Raw genomic sequence first — 17781 nt, 5'->3', positions numbered from 1 at the left:
AGATCCGGAACCCCCGTGCCCGAGAACGACGACAGCCGGCCGGAGCAGGCGCGGGCCGAGCGCGCCGAGCTCCTCGACGAGCTCGCCGCCACCGGCGCCGCCGACCCGGCCGCCCCGGCCCTGTGCGCCGCCGTGGGCGCGCTCAGCCACGAGCTGTACCTCGCCGAGGGCGGCGCCGACGACCTGGAGCTGGCCGCCGAGGCGTTCGCCCACGCCTTCCGGCGGCCCGGCGACGACGCCGAGTGGGCCGTCTGGCGGATCCGCTACGCGCACGTACGGGCGTTCCAGTACGACGCCGACCCGGAGGGCGGTCCCCAACTGCCGGACGCCATCCACACGTTGCTGAACGACGGGCTGGCCGGTCTCGCCGGGGCCGAGGACCCCGAGGGCGCCGCCGGCCTCGGGCGCCGCCTGCTCGCCAACATCTCCAAGATCCGGTACCTGGCGTCGGAGGGCCCCGCCGAAGAGCGGCTCGCCCTGCTGGAGACCTCCCTGCGCCACCACACCGCACAGCTCGACGAGCTCGCCGCCGACGACCCCGACGCCGTCGACCTGCACGAGGCGCTCGGCTACCTCCACCAGCAGCGCGCGCTGCTCACCGACGCCGCCCCCGACATGCTGCTCTCCGCCCGCCACTACGAGGCCGTCCTCGACGCCCCGGGCCCCGGCACCGACGTCCCCCTCGTCCGCTTCGGCCGGGCCCTCTCGCTGATGCTGCACGGCCGGGGCACCCGCACCCGGGCCGAACTGGAGGAGGCGCGCACCGAGTTCGACACCGCGCTCGTGGAGGCCCGGCGCGCGGGCGGCGAACCGCCCTGGTGGGCCGAGGACGCCGCGTACAAGCAGGTCTTCTGCCGGGCCCTGGTCTGGACGATGTGGCAGGACGAGGCCCAGGCCGCCGCCGCCGAGGCCGAGCTGAACACCCTGCTCGCCGCCGACCCCGGCGCCGAGGACGAACTGCTGCCCCAGTACCTCGACTTCTTCGGCCGCGTCCTCTACGAGCGCGGCGTGGTGCGCGGCGACGACGCCGCCAAGGACCGGGGCGTACGGCTGCTGCGGCGCGGCCTCGTGCAGTGGGAGCCCGGCCGCGACGGCAGGATCGCGGGCACCGCCACCATGCTCGCCATCGCCCAGCAGACCCGCTACCGCGACGACCCCGACCCGGAGCGGCTGCGCGACGTGGTGCTCGCCGCCCGCCACGTCATCGAGGAGGAGGGCGCCGAGAAGGAGCTGCACGACATGGCCGTCATGCTCCTCGGCTGGGCCCGCAACATGCTGGAGGAGCACGGCCTGAAGGACGACGACGGCGGCCCGGAGGTCACCTTCGAGGAGGTGCGCGGCATCTACGAGTCGCTGCTCGACAGCATCCAGGACGGCACCTACCAGCTGGACCACGGCGACGAGGGGTACTTCGCCACCATCAACGACGCCGCCTCGCCCGGCCGCACCAAGGACGGCTTCGACTTCGTCTTCCGCAAGTGGAGCGAGCTGGAGCCCGGCAGCGTCGCGCACACCCGGGCCGCCGCCTTCCTCCTCGCCCACCTGCCGATGTTCGACCCGCACGGCGACCAGGTGGACCAGGAGCAGAAGGACGCCCTGACCCGCGCCCTGATGAGCGCGCGCCCCGACGACGACCCCGACTGGCGGCGCCGGGCCCACGCGGTGGTGGGCGGCGCGCTGCTCAGCGAGGAGCTGGCGGGCGGCGTCGGCGACCGGGTGGAGGAGGTCCTCGCCCACTTCGACACCGCCGAGGAGGGCGCGGGCATCGGCGCCGACCTCGGCATGATCCGGATGATGGCGACCGTCCACCGGGGCCAGATGAGCGGCACCGCCGACGACATGGCGGCGGGCGCCGCGTCCTGGCGGCAGCTGCGCGAGAGCCCCGGACTGCGACCGTACGCGCGCAGGATGCTGGACGCCCAGCAGTCCGGCTACGACGCGGTCGGCGCGGTGCACGCCGGTGACCTGGCGGGCGCCGACCGGCACATCGGGGACCTGCACGACGCCATCGGCGGCCTCGCCGAGGACGACACCTCCCGCATCGAGCTGTGGACCCTGCTGGAGAACGCCCGCTCGGCCCGCGACGACCTCGCCGAACGGCTCGGCGCCCCGCCCGCGCCGCCGCTCGCCGGGCGCCCCACCACCGCCGAACTGCGCCGCGCCGCCGCCCGGCTGAGCCGCGACCACCGGGCCTGGGTGCTCGGCGACGGCGGCATCGCCCGGGCGGGCCGGGCGGGCCGCAGCGGCAACCGCGAGGGCGTCCGGGAGGCGCTGGGGCTGATCGAGGAGGGGCTGGCGCTCAGCCACGAGGGCAGCGACAGCTGGCTGCGGTACTCGCACACCGCGGGCAGCGTCTACTGCGGCCTCGCCGCCAGTGAGCCCCTGCCGTACCGCCGCACCGAACTCCACGCCAAGGGCATCGCCCATCTGGAGGCCGCCGCCCGGCAGGCGGGCGGGCCCGGCCACCGGCTGTGGGCGCAGTCGGCGCTCGCGCTCGGCCGCGCCTACCGCGTCCGCGCCCGCACCGGCGACCGCGCGGAGGGCCGCCGCTACGGCCTGGACGCCCTGCGCGGGCACGCCTGGGCCGCGCTGCTCCAGTCCGGCACGGCGGACGCCGCCGAGGCCGCCCGGCTGGCCACCGACATGTCCCTGGAGGTGGCGGCCTGGTGCCTGGCGGACGGCGTCCCCGCCGAGGCCGTCCAGGCCCTCGACTCCTGCCGGGGCCTGGTCCTGCACGCCGCCACCACCTCGTCCTCCGTCCCCGAACTCCTGGCGGCGGCCGGGCAGCACGCGCTCGCCGACCAGTGGCGCGCCACCGGCGCCGCCGCCGACCTGGTGCCGAGCGCCCTGCGCGGCAAGGCGCTCGCCGCGCTCACCGGGGACGGCGCCGAGGGCGCGGGACGGCTCCTGGACACGCCCGCGCCCGACGAGATCGGCCGGGCGCTGCGCGGGCTCGGCAAGGACGCGCTGGTCTATCTCGTACCCCGCTCGGAGGACGGCGGCGGGGTCGCGGTCCTGGTCACCTCGGGCGGGGACGTGCACGCGGTGCCGCTGCCCCGGCTCACCGAGGACGCCGGGCCGCTGCGCGCGTACGAGCCGCTGGCCCGCGCCGCGCGCGACCTCGGCCCCGTCCCCGGCTGGCAGGCCCCCGAACCCCCGCCGGGCGTGCCCCTGCGCGACCAGCTGGACCGGCTCTGCTCGTGGGCCTGGTACGCGGCGGTGCGCCCGCTCTTCGACCTGTTCGTGGTGCCCGACCGGCCGGGCCGGGTGCCCCGGCTCGTGCTCGTCCCGATGGGGGCGCTGGGCCTGGTGCCCTGGCACGCGGCCTGGGCGCCGGACGCCTCGGGGGCGCGCCGGCACGCCATCGAGGAGGCGGAGATCTCGTACGCGGCCTCCGCCCGGCTGCTGTGCGAGGTCGCCGCCCGCCCCCGCACCCCGTACAGCGGCACCGCCCTGGTGGTGGGCAACCCGACCGGCGACCTGCGGTACGCGGGCGAGGAGGCCGACGCCGTGCGGCGCGTCTTCTACCCCGAGGGGCGCTTCCTCGGCCTGCGCACCGGCGACGGCACCCCGGACGAGGTGGCCGCCTGGCTGCGCGAGGGCGGCGACGGCGGGGCCGTGCTCCATCTGGCCTGCCACGCGGCCGTGGTGGAGAGCCGCAGCAGCAGCGCCTACCTCTCCCTCAAGGGCGGCGAGCTGGCCGCCGAGCGGCTCACCGCGAGCCTGCGCGGCGACCTCGGCCTGGTGGTGCTGGCCGCCTGCCGCAGCCATGTCTCCGGGCGCGGCCACAACGAGGCGTACAGCCTGGCCGCCGCGTTCCTGGTGGCGGGCGCCCGCTCGGTGGTCGGCTCGCTGTGGCCGGTCCCGGACGAGGCCACCTCGGTGCTGATGTTCATGACGCACCACTATCTGCGCGCCGAGGGCGAGCCGCCCGTACGGGCCCTGCGGCGGGCCCAGTTGTGGATGCTGGACCCCGCCCGCGCGGTCCCGCCGGAGCTGCCCGCCGTGCTGGCCGAGCGGGTCGCGGACATCGACCCGGCCGACCTCAGCGCCTGGGCCGGGTTCACGCACCTGGGCCAGTGACCCCCGGGCCGCCGGGCACGACCGTCCGCAGGGCCAGGGTGCGGGTCGCCCACTGGCCCGGCCCGGCCGAGGGCGCCGGGCCGATGTCGCGGCGGCCGGGCCGGTCGAGGCGCAGCACCGCCCCGTTCGCGCCGCCGCGCGCGACGGGCCCGTGCGGATCCCAGGCGCCCAGCGTGAACGGCACCGTGTTCAGCTCGTCCTCGGCCACGAACAGCTTGAGCCAGTCGCGCGCGTACGCCCCCGGGCGCGCCGGGCGTTCGGCGGGCAGGCTCAGCTGGACGGGCGCCCCGTCCAGGGCGAGACCGCTGCGGCCCGGGGCGACGAAGTGGCCGGGGAAGAGGGCGGTGCTGCTGGCGTAGCGGTCGTTCATGGCGAGCAGCACGCACCACAGCGGGCGGTCGCCGACGTTGCGCAGCCGGATGGAGACCCGGGGCGGGTGCGGCCCGTCGTAGGCGCGCACGATCTCCCCGCCGCCGTCCGGCGCCAGCGGCGCACCGGCCGCGTCCCACGGGCCGGCCCCGTCGTCCCACGGGCTGATCTCCAGCCGTACGTGGCCGCGCAGCGGCGAGGTGCGCGCCTCCAGGTCGCGCAGCCCGTGCCAGCGGGCCAGATGGGTCAGGCAGGCGGCGACCCGGCCGGTGTCGGCCGCGCCGCGCAGCGCCAGCGGCGCCGTGAACGGGGTGCCGTCCCGGCGCAGGACGTGGGCCAGCCCGTCGGCGCGGACCTCGACCCGCAGCAGCAGCGCCGCCGAGGCACCCCCGTCCTCGTCCACGACCCGCAGCAGCGGCGAAGTCAGCGCGGCGGAGAGGGAGTCGGCGAATCCTTTCGGCGCGGCCCCGTCCGGCGAGCCGATCACCACGCTCGCCGGGGGCAGCGCGGTGGCCGTCAGCGCCACCGGGTGCACCCGCCGGGGCGAGGGCGTCCAGCCCACCGGCTCCACCAGGGCGCGCGCGGCCAGCACCGTGCGGGCGGCCAGCACCCCGCCGCCCGGGCCGGTCGCGGTGAACTCGGTGCCCGGCCCGCCGCCCAGCCCGTGCGCCCGGCCGCAGTCCACCTCCCAGCCGTCCGCCCCGTACCGCAGCAGGTGCGGGCTCGGTGTGGATCCCCGCAGGTCCGAGGCGTGCGGCCAGGCGCCGAGGAACGGCCGGTCGGCGATGCCGCCCGGGTCGTCCGGGAACAGCACCGGGTGCTGCGGGAACCCGGCCGCCCGCACCCGCCCGTGGGCCGCCGCGAGCAGTTCGCGGCAGGAGACGTCGGGGTCCGCCGTGCGCAGGGCGTCGAGCAGCGCGTGCGTGAACACCCCGTGCCGCACGAAGGTGCCCGCCCCCTCCGCGCCCGCTCCGCCCGCGCCCTCCGGCTCGTAATCCGCCTCGTACGAGAGCTGGTTGAGGCGGCCCGCCGCGAGCAGGACGTGGGCGGGCGTCCGCTGGGGGCCGGTCGTGTCCCGGGTCCCGCCGGGCCGGCGCCAGGACGGCCGGGGCGGCAGGAACCGCACGGCCCGGCCCGCGCCGGGAAGGCGGGTGGCGCCGCCCGAGAAGCAGCAGTCGAGCACCGCCGCCACGTGCGCGCCGCCCGCGCCGAGCCCGTCCAGGAGCGCGCCCAGGCGTTTGTCGGGGAGCGGCCCGTCCGCGCACACCAGCGCCTGGCTGCGGCCGGTCGCCTCCACCGCCGACTCCTCGGGGCCGACGCAGTCGTGGTCGGTGCCGTGGCCCGAGAACCACAGCAGCGCCGTGTCCTCGGGCCCGGCCCGCCCCAAGTGGTCGCGGATCGCGGCCTCCACGGCGCCCACGGTCGCCCGCCCGTCGGTGAGCATCCGGACGGACAACGCCTTCCCCGCCCGGCGTTCCAGGGCCCGCCGGGCCGCCAGTACGTCGTTGACGCAGCCGTGCAGCCGGTCGTGCCGGGCCTCCCCGTAGTCGTTGATGCCGATGAGCAGGGCGAAGATCGTGCGCATGGCCGGGAGTCTGGCAGCCGCGCCGGGCCGGGAACAGGTCGGGCCCCGGGCGGACCCGGGTCGGCCTCCGGGCGCGGCCGGGCAATTCGGCATCCGTGTACCAGCATTGACGCGCAGTCACTATCCTGCTGACTTCTGCTCACCGCACCGCCCGCACCACCCATGATTTGCCGGGGGACCCATGGGAGACATCGAACGGCCGCGCCGCGTGGTCCGGCCGCCCACCGCGCCGCTGGACGTCCGGCCCGCCGGGCCCGCCGCCGCCCCGCCCTGGCAGCAGGGACCGCGGGCCCGGCCGCGGGAGGAGCAGGCGCAGGACACCGGCCGCCGCCTCGGCCGCGCCACCGCGCCCGGCCTGCACAGCCCGCTGTACGGCACCCGCTCGGACCGGCTGCGGGAGGCGGTGGCCCGGCTCGACGCCCGCTTCGACGAGGCGGCCCGGCGGCGGCTGGCCGACTGGATCCGCGAGGAGTACGAGGTCCAGCACACCGCGGTCCCGGTCGGCTTCGTCACCAAGTGCTTCCTCGGCCCGCCCCATGTGGACCACATCCTCGACCTGTCCGGCGCGATCGTGGAGCACTACGCGCCCTCGACCCCGATGCCGGAGCCCTTCGGGGGGGCCCGGATGCTGGCCCGCTCCGGCGCGTACCTCTGCGTCGAGGTGTACGGCGACGGGCTGGTGCTGCCCGTCCTGCCGGACGGCTCCGTCGTCCGCCCCTAGCGCGGCCCGCACCCGCGCCCCGCACCGACCGTCACGCCCACGATCCCCGATCGGAGACACACGCATGGTGGAAGTCGACCACTCCCTGCACCGCAAAGTGCAGGAGGTCAGCGGGCTCGTCGTCAGACTCGGCGAGCAGGTCGGCGCCGTGAGCGGCCAGGTCGCCACCGTCGACGCCAACCAGCAGGCCACCCGCACCGAACTCCAGGAGCTGCGCGACGAGTTCCGGGCCTTCGTCGAGCAGGCCCAGCTCACCGCCAACGTCCAGCGCGCGGAGACCCGCGTCGGCGCCATCCAGGACCGGGTCGACCACGAGTTCGGCCACCACAAGGTGGTGCGGCGCACGGCCGTCGGCATGCTCCAGGCGTTCGACGTCGGCCTGGTGTCCGAGGACACCGTGCGCACGGTCAGCGAGCAGCTCATGATCCAGACGCCCCGCTACTGGCTGGCCCCGGCCCTGGTGGCGCTGGCCGCCTGGTCGGCCGACGACCCGGGGCTGTGCGGGCGGGCGGTGGAGGAGGCGTTCCGCCGCTCCTCGCACCGCACCTCGCTCTTCTTCGCCCTGGTGCTGCGCCGCCAGGGCCGCCGCGAGGAGTCGGTGCGCTGGCTGCGCCACTATCTGATCGCCCAGGACCCGGCGCGCCTGGGCCGGGAGTTCGCGGTGATCCTGGAGTCCATCTCGCAGGGCGCGTTCGGCGCGGCCGGGCGCGAGCTGCTGCGGGAGACGCTGGACGGCTGGCGCGAGACGATGCTGGGCGACGACGCGGCCCAGAAGGCGCAGATCGTGCGCTGGCGCGCCGAGCTGGACTCGCTGCGCCCGGCCGCCCCGCGGGGCGAGCACCCGGTCCTCGCGCAGATCTCCCCGCAGGGACCCCAGCTCGCCGGGGTGCTGTCGTCGGCCCGGGTCCAGCGGGTCGCGCACGACAAGTACCGGGCCGTCCTGGACCGGGAGTTCCGGCCCTCGGAGCGGATCGAGGACGCCGTCGACGACATCCTCGACCAGCTGGTCTCCGAGTACGACAACGAGGAGCTGCCGCTCCGCCGCGACCTCGCCTTCAACCACGCGGTCATCGACCACGGCGGCGACCTGACGGCGGCCCAGGGCGCGGTCGCGGCGGACTCCGCCGCGTTCGAGGAGACCCTGGACTATCTGACCGTGCAGACCACGGCCGCCCTCAACCCGGAGGCGATCGGCACCTCGGGGGCCACCCAGCGCCTCGCCGTCGCCGCCTGCCGCGAGTGGTTCCACCACGCCCACCAGGGCTTCTCCGCCGACTACCGGGCCGCGGTGCCGCAGGACGTCCAGGCCAGGTTCGGCGGGTCGTACCCGGTGGCGGGCCGCTCCTTCCAGCTGCCGCCGTGGACCGGTTCGTACACCCAGCCGCTGCCGGGCCTGGAGCAGCAGCTCGCCGCCCACTGGGACCTGCACGCCCGCCAGTTCCTGGCCGCCTTCGCGTACCCGCTGCTGCGCAAGGCGCTGCCGCTCGCCCTGGTGCTGCTGGCGATCCTGGTGATCGGGCTCGGCGTCAGCGCGGGCCCCACCCTGGTGGTGGCGCTGGTGGTGGGGGCCGTGTGGGGGCTGGTCATCCACCAGGGCCTGAGCGCCTCCCGCAAGATCCAGAACGCCGCGAAGACCCTCCTCGACCAGTCCCGGCGCGACGCGCTGCACCAACTGCGCGCGGGTTCGGCCGAGTTGACCGACTGGTACGAGACCTATCGCGCGGCCGACGCCGTGGACTCCGAGCTGCGCGCCCTGATCGCGTCGCTGGGGGCCGCCCTGGACGGCGGCTCGCCCTTCGACGGCCGTACCGTCCGCAAGGAAGGCAGCAACGCATGACCGTCCCGCACCAGACCCCGCCGCCTCCGCCCGGCCGCCCGCCCGCCGCGCCCGCCGCCTCGCCCTGGGCGGCCACCGCCGCCAAGCCCGGCGAGCGCGTCACCACCCGGCTGCGCCGGGTCGTCGACGGCCTGCCCGCCTGGTCCCCGCTGCCGCCCGGCGAGACGCTGGTGCGCCGCCCGCGCGACGGCGCGCCCGGCGGGCGGTGAGCGGGATGTGGGGGCACGGCGGCACCTACCAGGCGTGGACCGACTACCTGGGGCGCTGGGCGCGCGGCGAGAGCGTCGCCGGGCTCGCCCTGCCCCCGCTCGGCCGCGACGACTACCACCAGGACACCTGGGTGCGGCTCACCAACCAGCTGACCACGGCGCTCGGCCGGCGGCTCCAGGACTGGGCGGACGCGCTGGTGCGGGCGCTGTCGGCGGAGGCGGACGAGTTCGCCGCCGCCCGCGCCCTGGTCCAGGCCCGGTCCGGGCTGCGGGCGGTCCGCGAGCTCGCCGGGCACCCCTCGCTCACGCCCGAGCTGCGCACCCGGCTGCTCCAGGCGGTCGACGGCCAGGTCGCGGACCTGACCCGGCAGCTGGAGGGCCAGCTGGACCGGCTCGCCCGCACCGGCGCCGACCCGCGCTGGATCGAGGCGCGCCGCCGCACCCTGCGCGACAACCCGCTCACCGGCGGCGCCGCACCCGGCGCCGGCCCGAAGGAGGGGGCGCCGGTGGCGCCCGCCCCGGACCCGTGGGCGTACGACCCGACGGCGGCGCCGCGCCGCCGGATCATCACCGACTGACCCCGCCCGCCGGGCCCGGCCCCGTACGACCACCCCGTACGACCACGCAACCGATCCGACCGGAGAAGTCCCCGCATGCCCAACTACGCCGAGAGCCATCGCGACCTCGACAGCTACATCTCCGCCCGGGTGCCGGTCATCGGCATGCGCACCATCGAGCAGCAGCGGGCGCTGCGGCTGGTGCGGGAGGTGGCGACGCACCCCCGGCGCAGCAGCATGCCGTTCTGGATCTACACCCGCGCCACCGGGCTGCGCGACCTGCGCACCAACGCGCACCTCCAGGAGGACCGCTCGCTGACCGGGGCCATGGAGTACGCGGCCACCCAGTTCGCCGCCCGCCCCAACGCCACGCTGATCCTGGTCGACCCGGACGACCTGGAGGGGGACACCCCGCTCACCCGGCACATCGCCGAGATCGCCCGCCTCGCGGGCAACAACTCCGGCTCGATCATCCTGCTCACCGACACCCCGGTGTGGAGCGGCCTGCAGCGGCTCGGCATGAGCCTCCAGCTGGACCTGCCGGACGCGGACGAGATGTACGGGGTGCTCGCCGGGTTCCTCACCGACCACCAGGGAATCATCCCGATCGCCTGGTCCGAGGACGACGCCCGGCGGGCCGCCGAGACGCTCCTCGGGGTCACCGAGGCGGAGGCGGTGAACCTGATGGCGACCGTCGCCGCCAAGGGCGCCGTGGAGAAGGACGACGTCACCGCGCTCGCCCAGTCCAAGGACCGCATCTTCAGCGATCTGACCGGCCTGGAGAAGGTGCGGCTCAAGGACGCCGACTACACGGTCGGCGGGCTGACCAATCTGCGCGAGTGGCTCCAGCGCAAGCACCAGCTGATGCGCGCGGACCTGCGCAACACGGAGATCCGGCCGCCGCGCGGGGTGCTGCTGGTCGGCGTGCCGGGCTGCGGCAAGTCGCTGTCGGCCAAGGCGATCGCCGCCGAGTGGCAACTGCCGCTCTACCGGCTGGACATGGGCTCCATCCACGGCAAGTACCTGGGCGAGTCCGAGGGCCGGTTCCGGGAGGCGCTGGAGACCGCCGACCGGGTGGCGCCCTGTGTGCTGTGGATCGACGAGATCGAGAAGGGGCTCGCGGGCCGGGACGACGGCACGGGCGTGCCGCAGCGGATCATCGGCCAGTTCCTGTTCTGGCTCCAGGAGTCGCGCTCGCGGGCGTTCGTGGTGGCCACCGCCAACGACGTGCGCAGCCTGCCGCCGGAGCTGCTGCGCAAGGGCCGCTTCGACGAGCTGTTCTTCGTGGACCTGCCCGACGCGCAGGACCGCAAGGAGATCATCCAGCTCTACTACCGCCGCTATGTGAAGGCCGAGCCGGACCCGGACCAGCTGGCGCGGCTGGTGGACCTGTCCGAGGGGTTCGCGGGCTCCGACATCGAGGGCGCGCTGCACGACGTGGGCGCCGAGGTGTACCTGGGCGGCGGGGCGGAGGCGCTGCGGCCCTCGTTCGTCCTGGACACCTTCGCCAACACCATTCCGCTGAGCCGCAACAACCCGGAGCAGATCGAGGAGATCCGCGCCTGGGGCCGGGAGCGGGCGGTGGCGGCGGGCCGCACCACGGCGACCGCCGGTCCGGGCGCGGCGACCCCGGCCCGCCGGATCGTGTTCATGGAGGACTGACCGTGTTCATGGAGGACTGAGGGGCGTACGGGGACCGTGGGGCGTACGGGGACGAGTCACGACAGGGCCGGGCAACCGGCCGGTCTGGCTTGAACTCGACTGTTGCTCAAGGGGGTTGGCGCACCCAACAATGCGCATGACAAATCCAGGAACCCACTCCTGGATCCCTGCAGAGGGGAACCCCCACATGAACAAGCCTCTCGTCGGCGCGCTGCTCTCGCTCACCCTGGTGGGAGCCGCCGCCGCCCCGGCCCTGGCGTCCCAGGCCAAGGAGCCCGCGGCCAAGGCCGCGCCTGCCGTCAAGGCGGTCAACTTCGCCGGCACGGTGGCGCTCAGCAACTGTTCCGGCTCGCTGATCCGCACGCCCAACTCGCAGCCCGACGACCCGGCCCTGGTCCTCTCCAACGGCCACTGCCTGGAGACCGGCTTCCCGGCGGCGGGCGAGGTCATCACCGACCAGCCCTCCTCCCGTACGTTCTCGCTGCTCAACGGCTCGGCGAGCAAGGTCGCCACGCTGCGGGCCACCAAGGTCTCGTACGCCACGATGACCGACACCGACATCTCGGTGTACGAGCTGAACAAGACGTACGCGCAGATCCAGAGCCAGTACGGGATCGCCGCGCTCACCCTCAACGACCAGCACCCGACCGCCGGGACGGCGATCAAGGTGGTCTCCGGCTACTGGAAGCGGACCTACAGCTGCAACGTCGACGGGTTCGTCTACCGGCTCAAGGAGGGCGACTGGACCTGGAAGGACTCGGTCCGCTACACCTCCGCCTGCCAGACCATCGGGGGCACCTCCGGCTCCCCGGTCATCGACACGACCACCGGCAAGGTCGTGGCCGTGAACAACACGGGCAACGAGGACGGCCAGCGCTGCACCGAGAACAACCCGTGCGAGGTGGACCAGAACGGCAACGTCACCGTCCACTACAAGATCAATTACGCCCAGGAGACCTACACGATCGTGCCGTGCATAGGCACCGGCAACAAGTTCGACCTGAGCCGACCGGGCTGCACGCTGCCCAAGCCGTGACGCCCGCGCGGTGACGTCCGGGCCGTGGCGTCCGGCCCGTGACGGACCCGCCCGTGCCGCGCGGAGCTCCCCGCACCCCTCGACGGGGGTGCGGGGAGCCGGTGCGTGCGGGGGTTACGGGAGGGCGTGGACGTGCGGGGCGACCGCGTTCGACCAGGCGTTGCCGGACCTGGCGTCCCAGTTGGTCGACCAGGTCATCGCGCCCCGCAGCCCCGGCCAGGTGCGCGAGGGCTTGAACGAGCCGCAGTTGGTGCCCGCGGTCAGGCAGTCCAGGGCGGCGTTCACCACCGACGGGGAGACGTAGCCGCTGCCCGCGCCGCTGGTCGAGGCGGGCAGGCCGAGGCCCACCTGGGACGGGTCGAGACCGCCCTGGAGCTGTATGCAGGCGAGCGCGGTGAGGAAGTCCACCGAGCCCTGCGAGTACACCTTGCCGTCGCATCCCAGCATCGAACCGCTGTTGTAGTACTGCATGTTGACGACGGTCAGGATGTCCTTGATGTTGAGCGCCGTCTTGAAGTACTCGCCCGACGTCGACTGCATGTCGATGGTCTGCGGCGCCATCGTGATGACGAGCTTGCTGCCCGCCTTCTGGGACAGCGAGCGCAGCGCCTGCGTCATGTACGTCGAGTTGAGGCCGTTCTCCAGGTCGATGTCGACGCCGTCGAAGCCGTAGGTCTGCATCAGCGAGTACACCGAGTTGGCGAAGTTGTTCGCCGAGGTGGAGTCGTTGATGGACACCGTGCCGTTCTGGCCGCCGATGGAGATGATCACCGACTTGCCGGCCGCGTGCTTGGCGGCGATGTCCGCCTTGAACTGGTCGACGGTGTAGCCGCCGAGGCCGTTGGTGTCGAGGTTGAAGGTCACCCCGCCCGGCGTGCCGGTGGCGTCGGCGAAGGAGACCGCGATGATGTCGTAGTTGGCGGGCACGTCGCTGATCTTCTGCACGGTCGCGCCGTTGTTGAAGTTCTGCCAGTACCCGGTCACCGCGTGCTTGGGCACGTTCCCGCCGCCGCCCGGGGTGCCCGTCGGGGAGGTCGTGGCGCTCACGGCCGCCGACTTGGGGGACTCCCCGGCGGCGTTGGTGGCGGTCACCTGGAACTGGTACGAGGTCGACGCGCTCAGCCCGGTCACGGTCGCCGAACTGCCGGTCACCGACTGCACCTTGGCGCCGTCGCGGTAGACGTTGTAGCCGGTCGCGTTGGAGACCGCGCCCCAGGACAGGTCCACCGAGGAGGAGGTGGCCGTGCCGGCCGCGAGGCCGCCCGGGGCCGCCGGGACCGTCGGGGCCGGGTCGCCGCCCCCGCCGCCGTCGGGGCCGAAGACCGAGACGTCGTCGGCGTAGTAGGCGGGCTGGCCGTACCAGCCGTGGGTGTAGATCTGCACCGAGGTGGTGGACGCGCCGGTCTTGAAGGTGGTCGTCAGCTGGTTCCAGCCGCCGCCGGTGCCCGGCGTCCAGGTGGAGACGTCGCTGGTGCCGGTGCCGGAGGCGCCCAGGTAAACGTACGACCCCTGCACCCAGGAGCTCAGGGTGTACGTCGAGTTGGGCTTCACCGCGACGGTCTGGCTGCACTGGCCGGTGTCGGAGCCGGACGGGGACGCCTTCAGGGCGGCGGTCCCGCCGTGCACGGGGGAGGAGACGGTGGCGCCGCTCCCCGCCGTACAACTCCAGTTGGCCAGGCCCGACTCGAAGCCCGCGTTCTTGGCGTTGTTGACGTCGGCGGCGTGCGCGGTGCCGGTGAGCCCGGCTATGGACAGGGCGCCGGCCGCGGCCACGGCCAGGCCGACTCTGCCGCTTGCTCGTTTCACTTGCTGCCTCCGGTGGGGGAGTGGGGAGGTCGGTGGGGAAGTGGCGCGCGCTGTGCGTACAAGTTGGTCCAGACCAATCTGGTTGTCAAGACCTCTGGCAACTCCCGGGGAGTCACAGAAAAGAGAAGGGTGTTCACCCGCAGCGATGTCGTGGATACAGTGCTGGTGCACAAGGGGAACGCGGTGATCAGCTGCTGTGGCGGGGGCTCTGCGGCCCGGAGCGAACGGGGACTTGATGTGCCAACTGCGATAGCCGTCACCAACGCGGACCTGTTGTTACCAGCCATCGAAGGTTCCCCGAACTCCCGGCCGGGTCCGGCCGGGTCGGAGCCCTACCCCCCGGCGGCGGTGCTCGCCTCCCCGGACGAGCAGTCGCTCGACGCCGCCCTCGGCGAGACCCACCGGCTCCTGGAGCAGCACGGCCACGTCGTCGCCCTCTACCCCGACTCGCTGCCCGACGCCCACCGGCGGCGCCTGCACACGGTCCGCTCGATCCTGGAGAGCGACCGGATCACCCTGATCCCCTCCGCGCTGCCCCCGCTCGGCCTCGCCGTCCTGGTGCGCCAGTTGCGGCAGTTGTCCGTCTGCGACTTCAGCCCGGGGGTGCTGGCCTCGGCCGCCCGGCTGCTCGCCCACTACATCCACGCCGGAGCCGTGCTCAACTCGGTCACCCGGCTCGACCGGGTCCCGGTGGCCCTGAAGACGCACGCCAGGTCCTGGCTGCCCGGCAGCCAGTTCGCGGTGCTGGCGCATCCGGTCCCGCAGCTGGTCAGAGTGGGTACGGGCGAGCTGGAGGGCCCCGACTACTCCTGCCATCTGGTGGTCGCGGGCGACGGTGCCACGAGCTCCTGGGCCGCCGGGACCCTCGCCGCGCTCTGGCAGGTGAACGGGGTGCAGGAGTGCCCGCTGCCGGGGTACTCGGCCCCGTGGTGGGGCACCGCCAAGCTCACCGAGTTCGCCGCGTACCTGCCCGATCTGTCCGTGCTCTACCAGCTGGTCGCCTCGGTGCGACGGGAGTCGTGCCGCTGGTGCGGCATGGAACTCATCGGCGACCGCTGCGGGTTCTGCGCCTCCCCGGTGCCCGGCCCCGAACTCCGGCTCCCCGCCGGGGGCACCTCCTAGCCGCCGCGCGCCCGCGCGGTGGCCCTGTCCGCCCCAGTCCCACGTCACCGAACGAGGTCGTACGGTCAATGAACTCCCGTCAGCGCCGTGGCGTCATCCTTCTCCTGGTCTCGGTCCTGTGCGCGGTCGGCGCCTTCGCCGGGGTGCTCTCGGTGATCCACGACGCCAACGCGAAGGTCGGCCCGGAGGTGACGGCGTACCGGGTCAAGGACGACGTCCAGCCCTACACGGAGCTGAAGCCCGGCCAGTTCGAGAAGACCTCGATGCCCAAACGCTGGCTGTCGGGCAACGCCGTCACCGACCTCGCCGCCATCCGGGGGAAGATCGCCGTCACCACGCTCCGGGCCGGTTCGCTGCTCCAGAGCGACATGATCGTCCAGCGCCCCGAACTGCGCGGCGGGGAGCAGGAGATCGCGATCATGATCGACGCCTCCACCGGGGTCGCCGGCAAGATCCAGCCGGGCTCCTCGGTGAACATCTTCGCCACCTTCGCCGCCACCAAGCAGGGCGACACCGCCCAGTCGAAGATCATCGTCTCCGGCGCCCGCGTCCTGGACGTCGGCCGGCTCACCCCGCTCGACCCGGGCCGCGACGACCGCAACAAGACCACCGAAGCCGTTCCGATCACCTTCGCCCTGAACACCGCCGACGCCCAGCGCGTCGCCTACGCGGAGTCCTTCGCCCAGCACGTGCGGCTCGCGCTCGTGGCGCCCGGCGGCGCCCCCTCGATCCCGCCCGGCGAGCGCACGTACCGCCTCGAAAAGGACCAGTGAGGTTCGGATGACCACCAGGATCCTCCCTGCCGTCGGCGACGCCGACGCCGCCCGGTCCGTCACCACCCTGCTCAGCCAGCTCCCGGACGCCGAGCCCGCGATGCCCGTCGGCGACTCCACCCAGCTCCTGGACACCCTGGCCCGGCTCGCCGGGGACTCCCTGGACGAACTGCCCGAAGTGGTCCTCGTCCACGAGCGCATCGGGCCCGTCCCCGCGCTCGACCTGGTCCGCGAGGTCGCCCTGCGCTTCCCCGCCGTCGGCGTCGTCCTCATCACCTCCGACGCGGGCCCCGGCCTCTTCGCCGCCGCCATGGACTCCGGCGCGCGCGGCCTGGTCACCCTGCCGCTGCACTACGAGGAGCTGGTCAGCCGGGTGCAGACGGCGGCCCAGTGGTCGGTGGGGGTGCGCCGCCACCTGGGCGGCACCCCGGAGGTGCCGACCGGGCCCGGCGGTACGTTCGTGACGGTCACCGGCGCCAAGGGCGGGGTCGGCACCACCGTCACCGCCGTCTCCCTCGCCCTCGCCGCCTGCGCCTCGGGCCGCACCACGGCCCTGGTCGACATGGACCTCCAGGCCGGGGACGTGGCCTCGTACCTCGACGTCCAGTTCCGCCGTTCCGTCGCGGACCTCGCCGCGATCACCGACATCTCGCCCCGGGTCCTCCAGGACGCCCTGTTCACCCACTCCACCGGCGTCGGCCTGCTGCTCGCCCCCGGCGACGGCGAGCGGGCCGAGGAGGTCACCGACCGCGCCGCCCGCCAGATCGTCTCCGCCCTGCGGCACCGCTACGAGGTGGTGATCGCCGACTGCGGCACCCAGATGAACGGCGCCAACGCCGCCGCCGTCGAGATGGCCGACATCGCCCTGCTCGTCACCACCCCCGACGTGGTCTCCGTAAGGGCGGCCAAGCGGGTCGTACGGATGTGGGACCGGCTCCAGATCCGCAAGGCCGAGGAGACCACCACCGTCGTCAACCGGCACACCCGGGCCACCGAGATCCAGCCCGCCATCGTCCAGAAGGTCACCGGCACCCGGGTCACCCGCACCACCGTCCCCGCCCACTTCAAGGAGCTCCAGGCGGTCGTCGACTCCGGGCGGCTGCACGACCTGGACGCCAAGTCCACGGTCAAGCAGGCGCTGTGGACCCTCGCCGGGGAGCTCGGCCTGGTCAAGGCGGCCGAAGGGGCCGCCGCCAGGAGCGGCCGGGGCGCCCTCGCCCTGCGCCGCCGGGGGCACGGATGAACAGCCGGACGAGCGGGCTGCGGGACCCGGCCCGGCGGGACCGGGGACAGGTCGTGGTGGAGTTCACCGGCATGCTCCCGATCATCCTGGTGACGCTCGTCGCGATCTGGCAACTGGTGCTCACCGGCTACGCGTTCACCGTCGCCGGGCACGTCGCCGACGAAGGGGCGCGGGCCGGAGCCGCCAGGAACGGCGGTCCGGGCGCCTGCGCGTCGGCGATGGCGGCGGCCCTGCCCGACGGGTGGGACGGCACCCCGGGCTGCGGCGGGGGCGGCGACCCCGACGTCTTCGCGGCCACGGTCGGCGTGCGCGTCCCGGTGCTCTTCCCGGGCGCGCTGAACTTCGGGTTCACCGTGCACGGGCACGCCGGGGCGGCCCGGGAGAAGACGCCGTGAGGCGCCGCGCCCGCCGGGGCGAGCGCGGCTCGGCCGCCGTCGAGTACCTGGGGTTCCTGCCGCTGCTGCTCCTGGTGGCCCTCGCCGGCGTCCAGCTCGGCCTCGCCGCCTACGCCGCCCAGCAGGCGGGCACGGCCGCCCGCGCCGCCGCCCGCACCGCCGCCCAGCGGGAGCGGGCATCGGGGGCCGAACAGGCGGGCCGGGCCGCCGTCAGCGACTGGGTGGGAAAGCGCAGCGACATCAGCGCCGGGGGCTGCCCGGGGGCCACGGCGACCGCCACCGTCACCGTCACCATCCCCTCCGTCTTCCCCGGCGTCGACCACTTCGGCCCGGTCCACAAGAGCGCCACCATGCCCTGCGACGCACGCGACTGAGGAGGAGGT

At 74.6% G+C, this 17781-nt stretch carries 14 protein-coding genes; 12 read left to right on the top strand and 2 right to left on the bottom strand.

What is annotated here, in order from left to right; translation table 11 throughout:
* Positions 1-15 precede the first annotated feature (15 nt).
* Positions 16-4083: a CHAT domain-containing protein gene (locus tag AB5J87_RS13175; protein WP_369376722.1), complete on the top strand. Its 4068-nt coding sequence runs from the start codon at positions 16-18 to the stop codon at positions 4081-4083.
* Here AB5J87_RS13175 and AB5J87_RS13170 read toward each other — a convergent pair.
* Positions 4064-6037: a caspase domain-containing protein gene (locus AB5J87_RS13170; protein WP_369376721.1), complete on the bottom strand. Its 1974-nt coding sequence runs from the start codon at positions 6035-6037 to the stop codon at positions 4064-4066. The two genes, AB5J87_RS13175 and AB5J87_RS13170, sit on opposite strands and share 20 nt — an antisense overlap.
* 181 nt (positions 6038-6218) lie before the next feature.
* On the opposite strand from AB5J87_RS13170, the gene AB5J87_RS13165 reads away from it, so the two are divergent.
* The 6 genes from AB5J87_RS13165 (at position 6219) to AB5J87_RS13140 (ending at position 12059) form a co-directional block, all read left to right on the top strand.
* Positions 6219-6758 carry a hypothetical protein gene (locus AB5J87_RS13165; RefSeq protein ID WP_369376719.1) on the top strand — a complete coding sequence of 180 codons (540 nt, stop codon included), beginning with the start codon at positions 6219-6221 and terminating at the stop codon, positions 6756-6758.
* 64 nt (positions 6759-6822) lie between these two features.
* Positions 6823-8595 carry a hypothetical protein gene (locus AB5J87_RS13160; protein ID WP_369376717.1) on the top strand — a complete coding sequence of 591 codons (1773 nt, stop codon included), beginning with the start codon at positions 6823-6825 and terminating at the stop codon, positions 8593-8595.
* A complete protein-coding gene (locus tag AB5J87_RS13155) occupies positions 8592-8804 on the top strand; it encodes a hypothetical protein (protein ID WP_369376716.1) in 213 nt (70 codons plus the stop codon). Before AB5J87_RS13160 ends, AB5J87_RS13155 begins: the two co-directional genes overlap by 4 nt.
* A 5-nt stretch (positions 8805-8809) precedes the next feature.
* On the top strand, positions 8810-9382 hold the full coding sequence (locus AB5J87_RS13150) for a hypothetical protein (protein WP_369383505.1): 573 nt from the start codon (positions 8810-8812) through the stop codon (positions 9380-9382).
* Positions 9383-9457: 75 nt separating this feature from the next.
* The gene (locus AB5J87_RS13145; protein ID WP_369376715.1) at positions 9458-11023 is read left to right on the top strand and encodes an AAA family ATPase; all 1566 of its coding nucleotides are present in this window, start codon (positions 9458-9460) and stop codon (positions 11021-11023) included.
* A gap of 187 nt (positions 11024-11210) precedes the next feature.
* Positions 11211-12059 (top strand): serine protease, encoded by an 849-nt coding sequence (locus AB5J87_RS13140; protein WP_369376714.1) that lies wholly within the window; start codon positions 11211-11213, stop codon positions 12057-12059.
* Between the two features lie 114 nt (positions 12060-12173).
* On the opposite strand, the gene AB5J87_RS13135 is transcribed toward AB5J87_RS13140, so the two are convergent.
* On the bottom strand, positions 12174-13865 hold the full coding sequence (locus tag AB5J87_RS13135) for a chitinase (RefSeq protein ID WP_369376713.1): 1692 nt from the start codon (positions 13863-13865) through the stop codon (positions 12174-12176).
* A gap of 237 nt (positions 13866-14102) precedes the next feature.
* Between AB5J87_RS13135 and AB5J87_RS13130 the strand changes: the two genes are divergently transcribed.
* The 5 genes from AB5J87_RS13130 to AB5J87_RS13110 all read left to right on the top strand — a co-directional run bounded on the left by AB5J87_RS13130 (position 14103) and on the right by AB5J87_RS13110 (position 17772).
* A complete protein-coding gene (locus AB5J87_RS13130) occupies positions 14103-14987 on the top strand; it encodes a hypothetical protein (protein ID WP_369376711.1) in 885 nt (294 codons plus the stop codon).
* Positions 14988-15055: 68 nt separating this feature from the next.
* Complete coding sequence (gene cpaB, locus AB5J87_RS13125; protein ID WP_369376710.1) at positions 15056-15760, top strand: Flp pilus assembly protein CpaB; 705 nt, start codon at positions 15056-15058, stop codon at positions 15758-15760.
* Between the two features lie 7 nt (positions 15761-15767).
* Positions 15768-17003 carry a CpaE family protein gene (locus AB5J87_RS13120; RefSeq protein WP_369376709.1) on the top strand — a complete coding sequence of 412 codons (1236 nt, stop codon included), beginning with the start codon at positions 15768-15770 and terminating at the stop codon, positions 17001-17003.
* A complete protein-coding gene (locus AB5J87_RS13115) occupies positions 17000-17398 on the top strand; it encodes a TadE/TadG family type IV pilus assembly protein (RefSeq protein ID WP_369376708.1) in 399 nt (132 codons plus the stop codon). Before AB5J87_RS13120 ends, AB5J87_RS13115 begins: the two co-directional genes overlap by 4 nt.
* Positions 17395-17772, top strand: coding sequence for a TadE/TadG family type IV pilus assembly protein (locus AB5J87_RS13110; RefSeq protein ID WP_369376707.1), 378 nt, complete (start codon positions 17395-17397; stop codon positions 17770-17772). Before AB5J87_RS13115 ends, AB5J87_RS13110 begins: the two co-directional genes overlap by 4 nt.
* The last annotated feature ends 9 nt before the right edge of the window (positions 17773-17781 follow it).

The sequence above is a fragment of the Streptomyces sp. cg36 genome (genome assembly GCF_041080675.1).
Taxonomy (GTDB): domain Bacteria; phylum Actinomycetota; class Actinomycetes; order Streptomycetales; family Streptomycetaceae; genus Streptomyces.
This window is presented reverse-complemented; position numbering and strand designations above follow the sequence as displayed.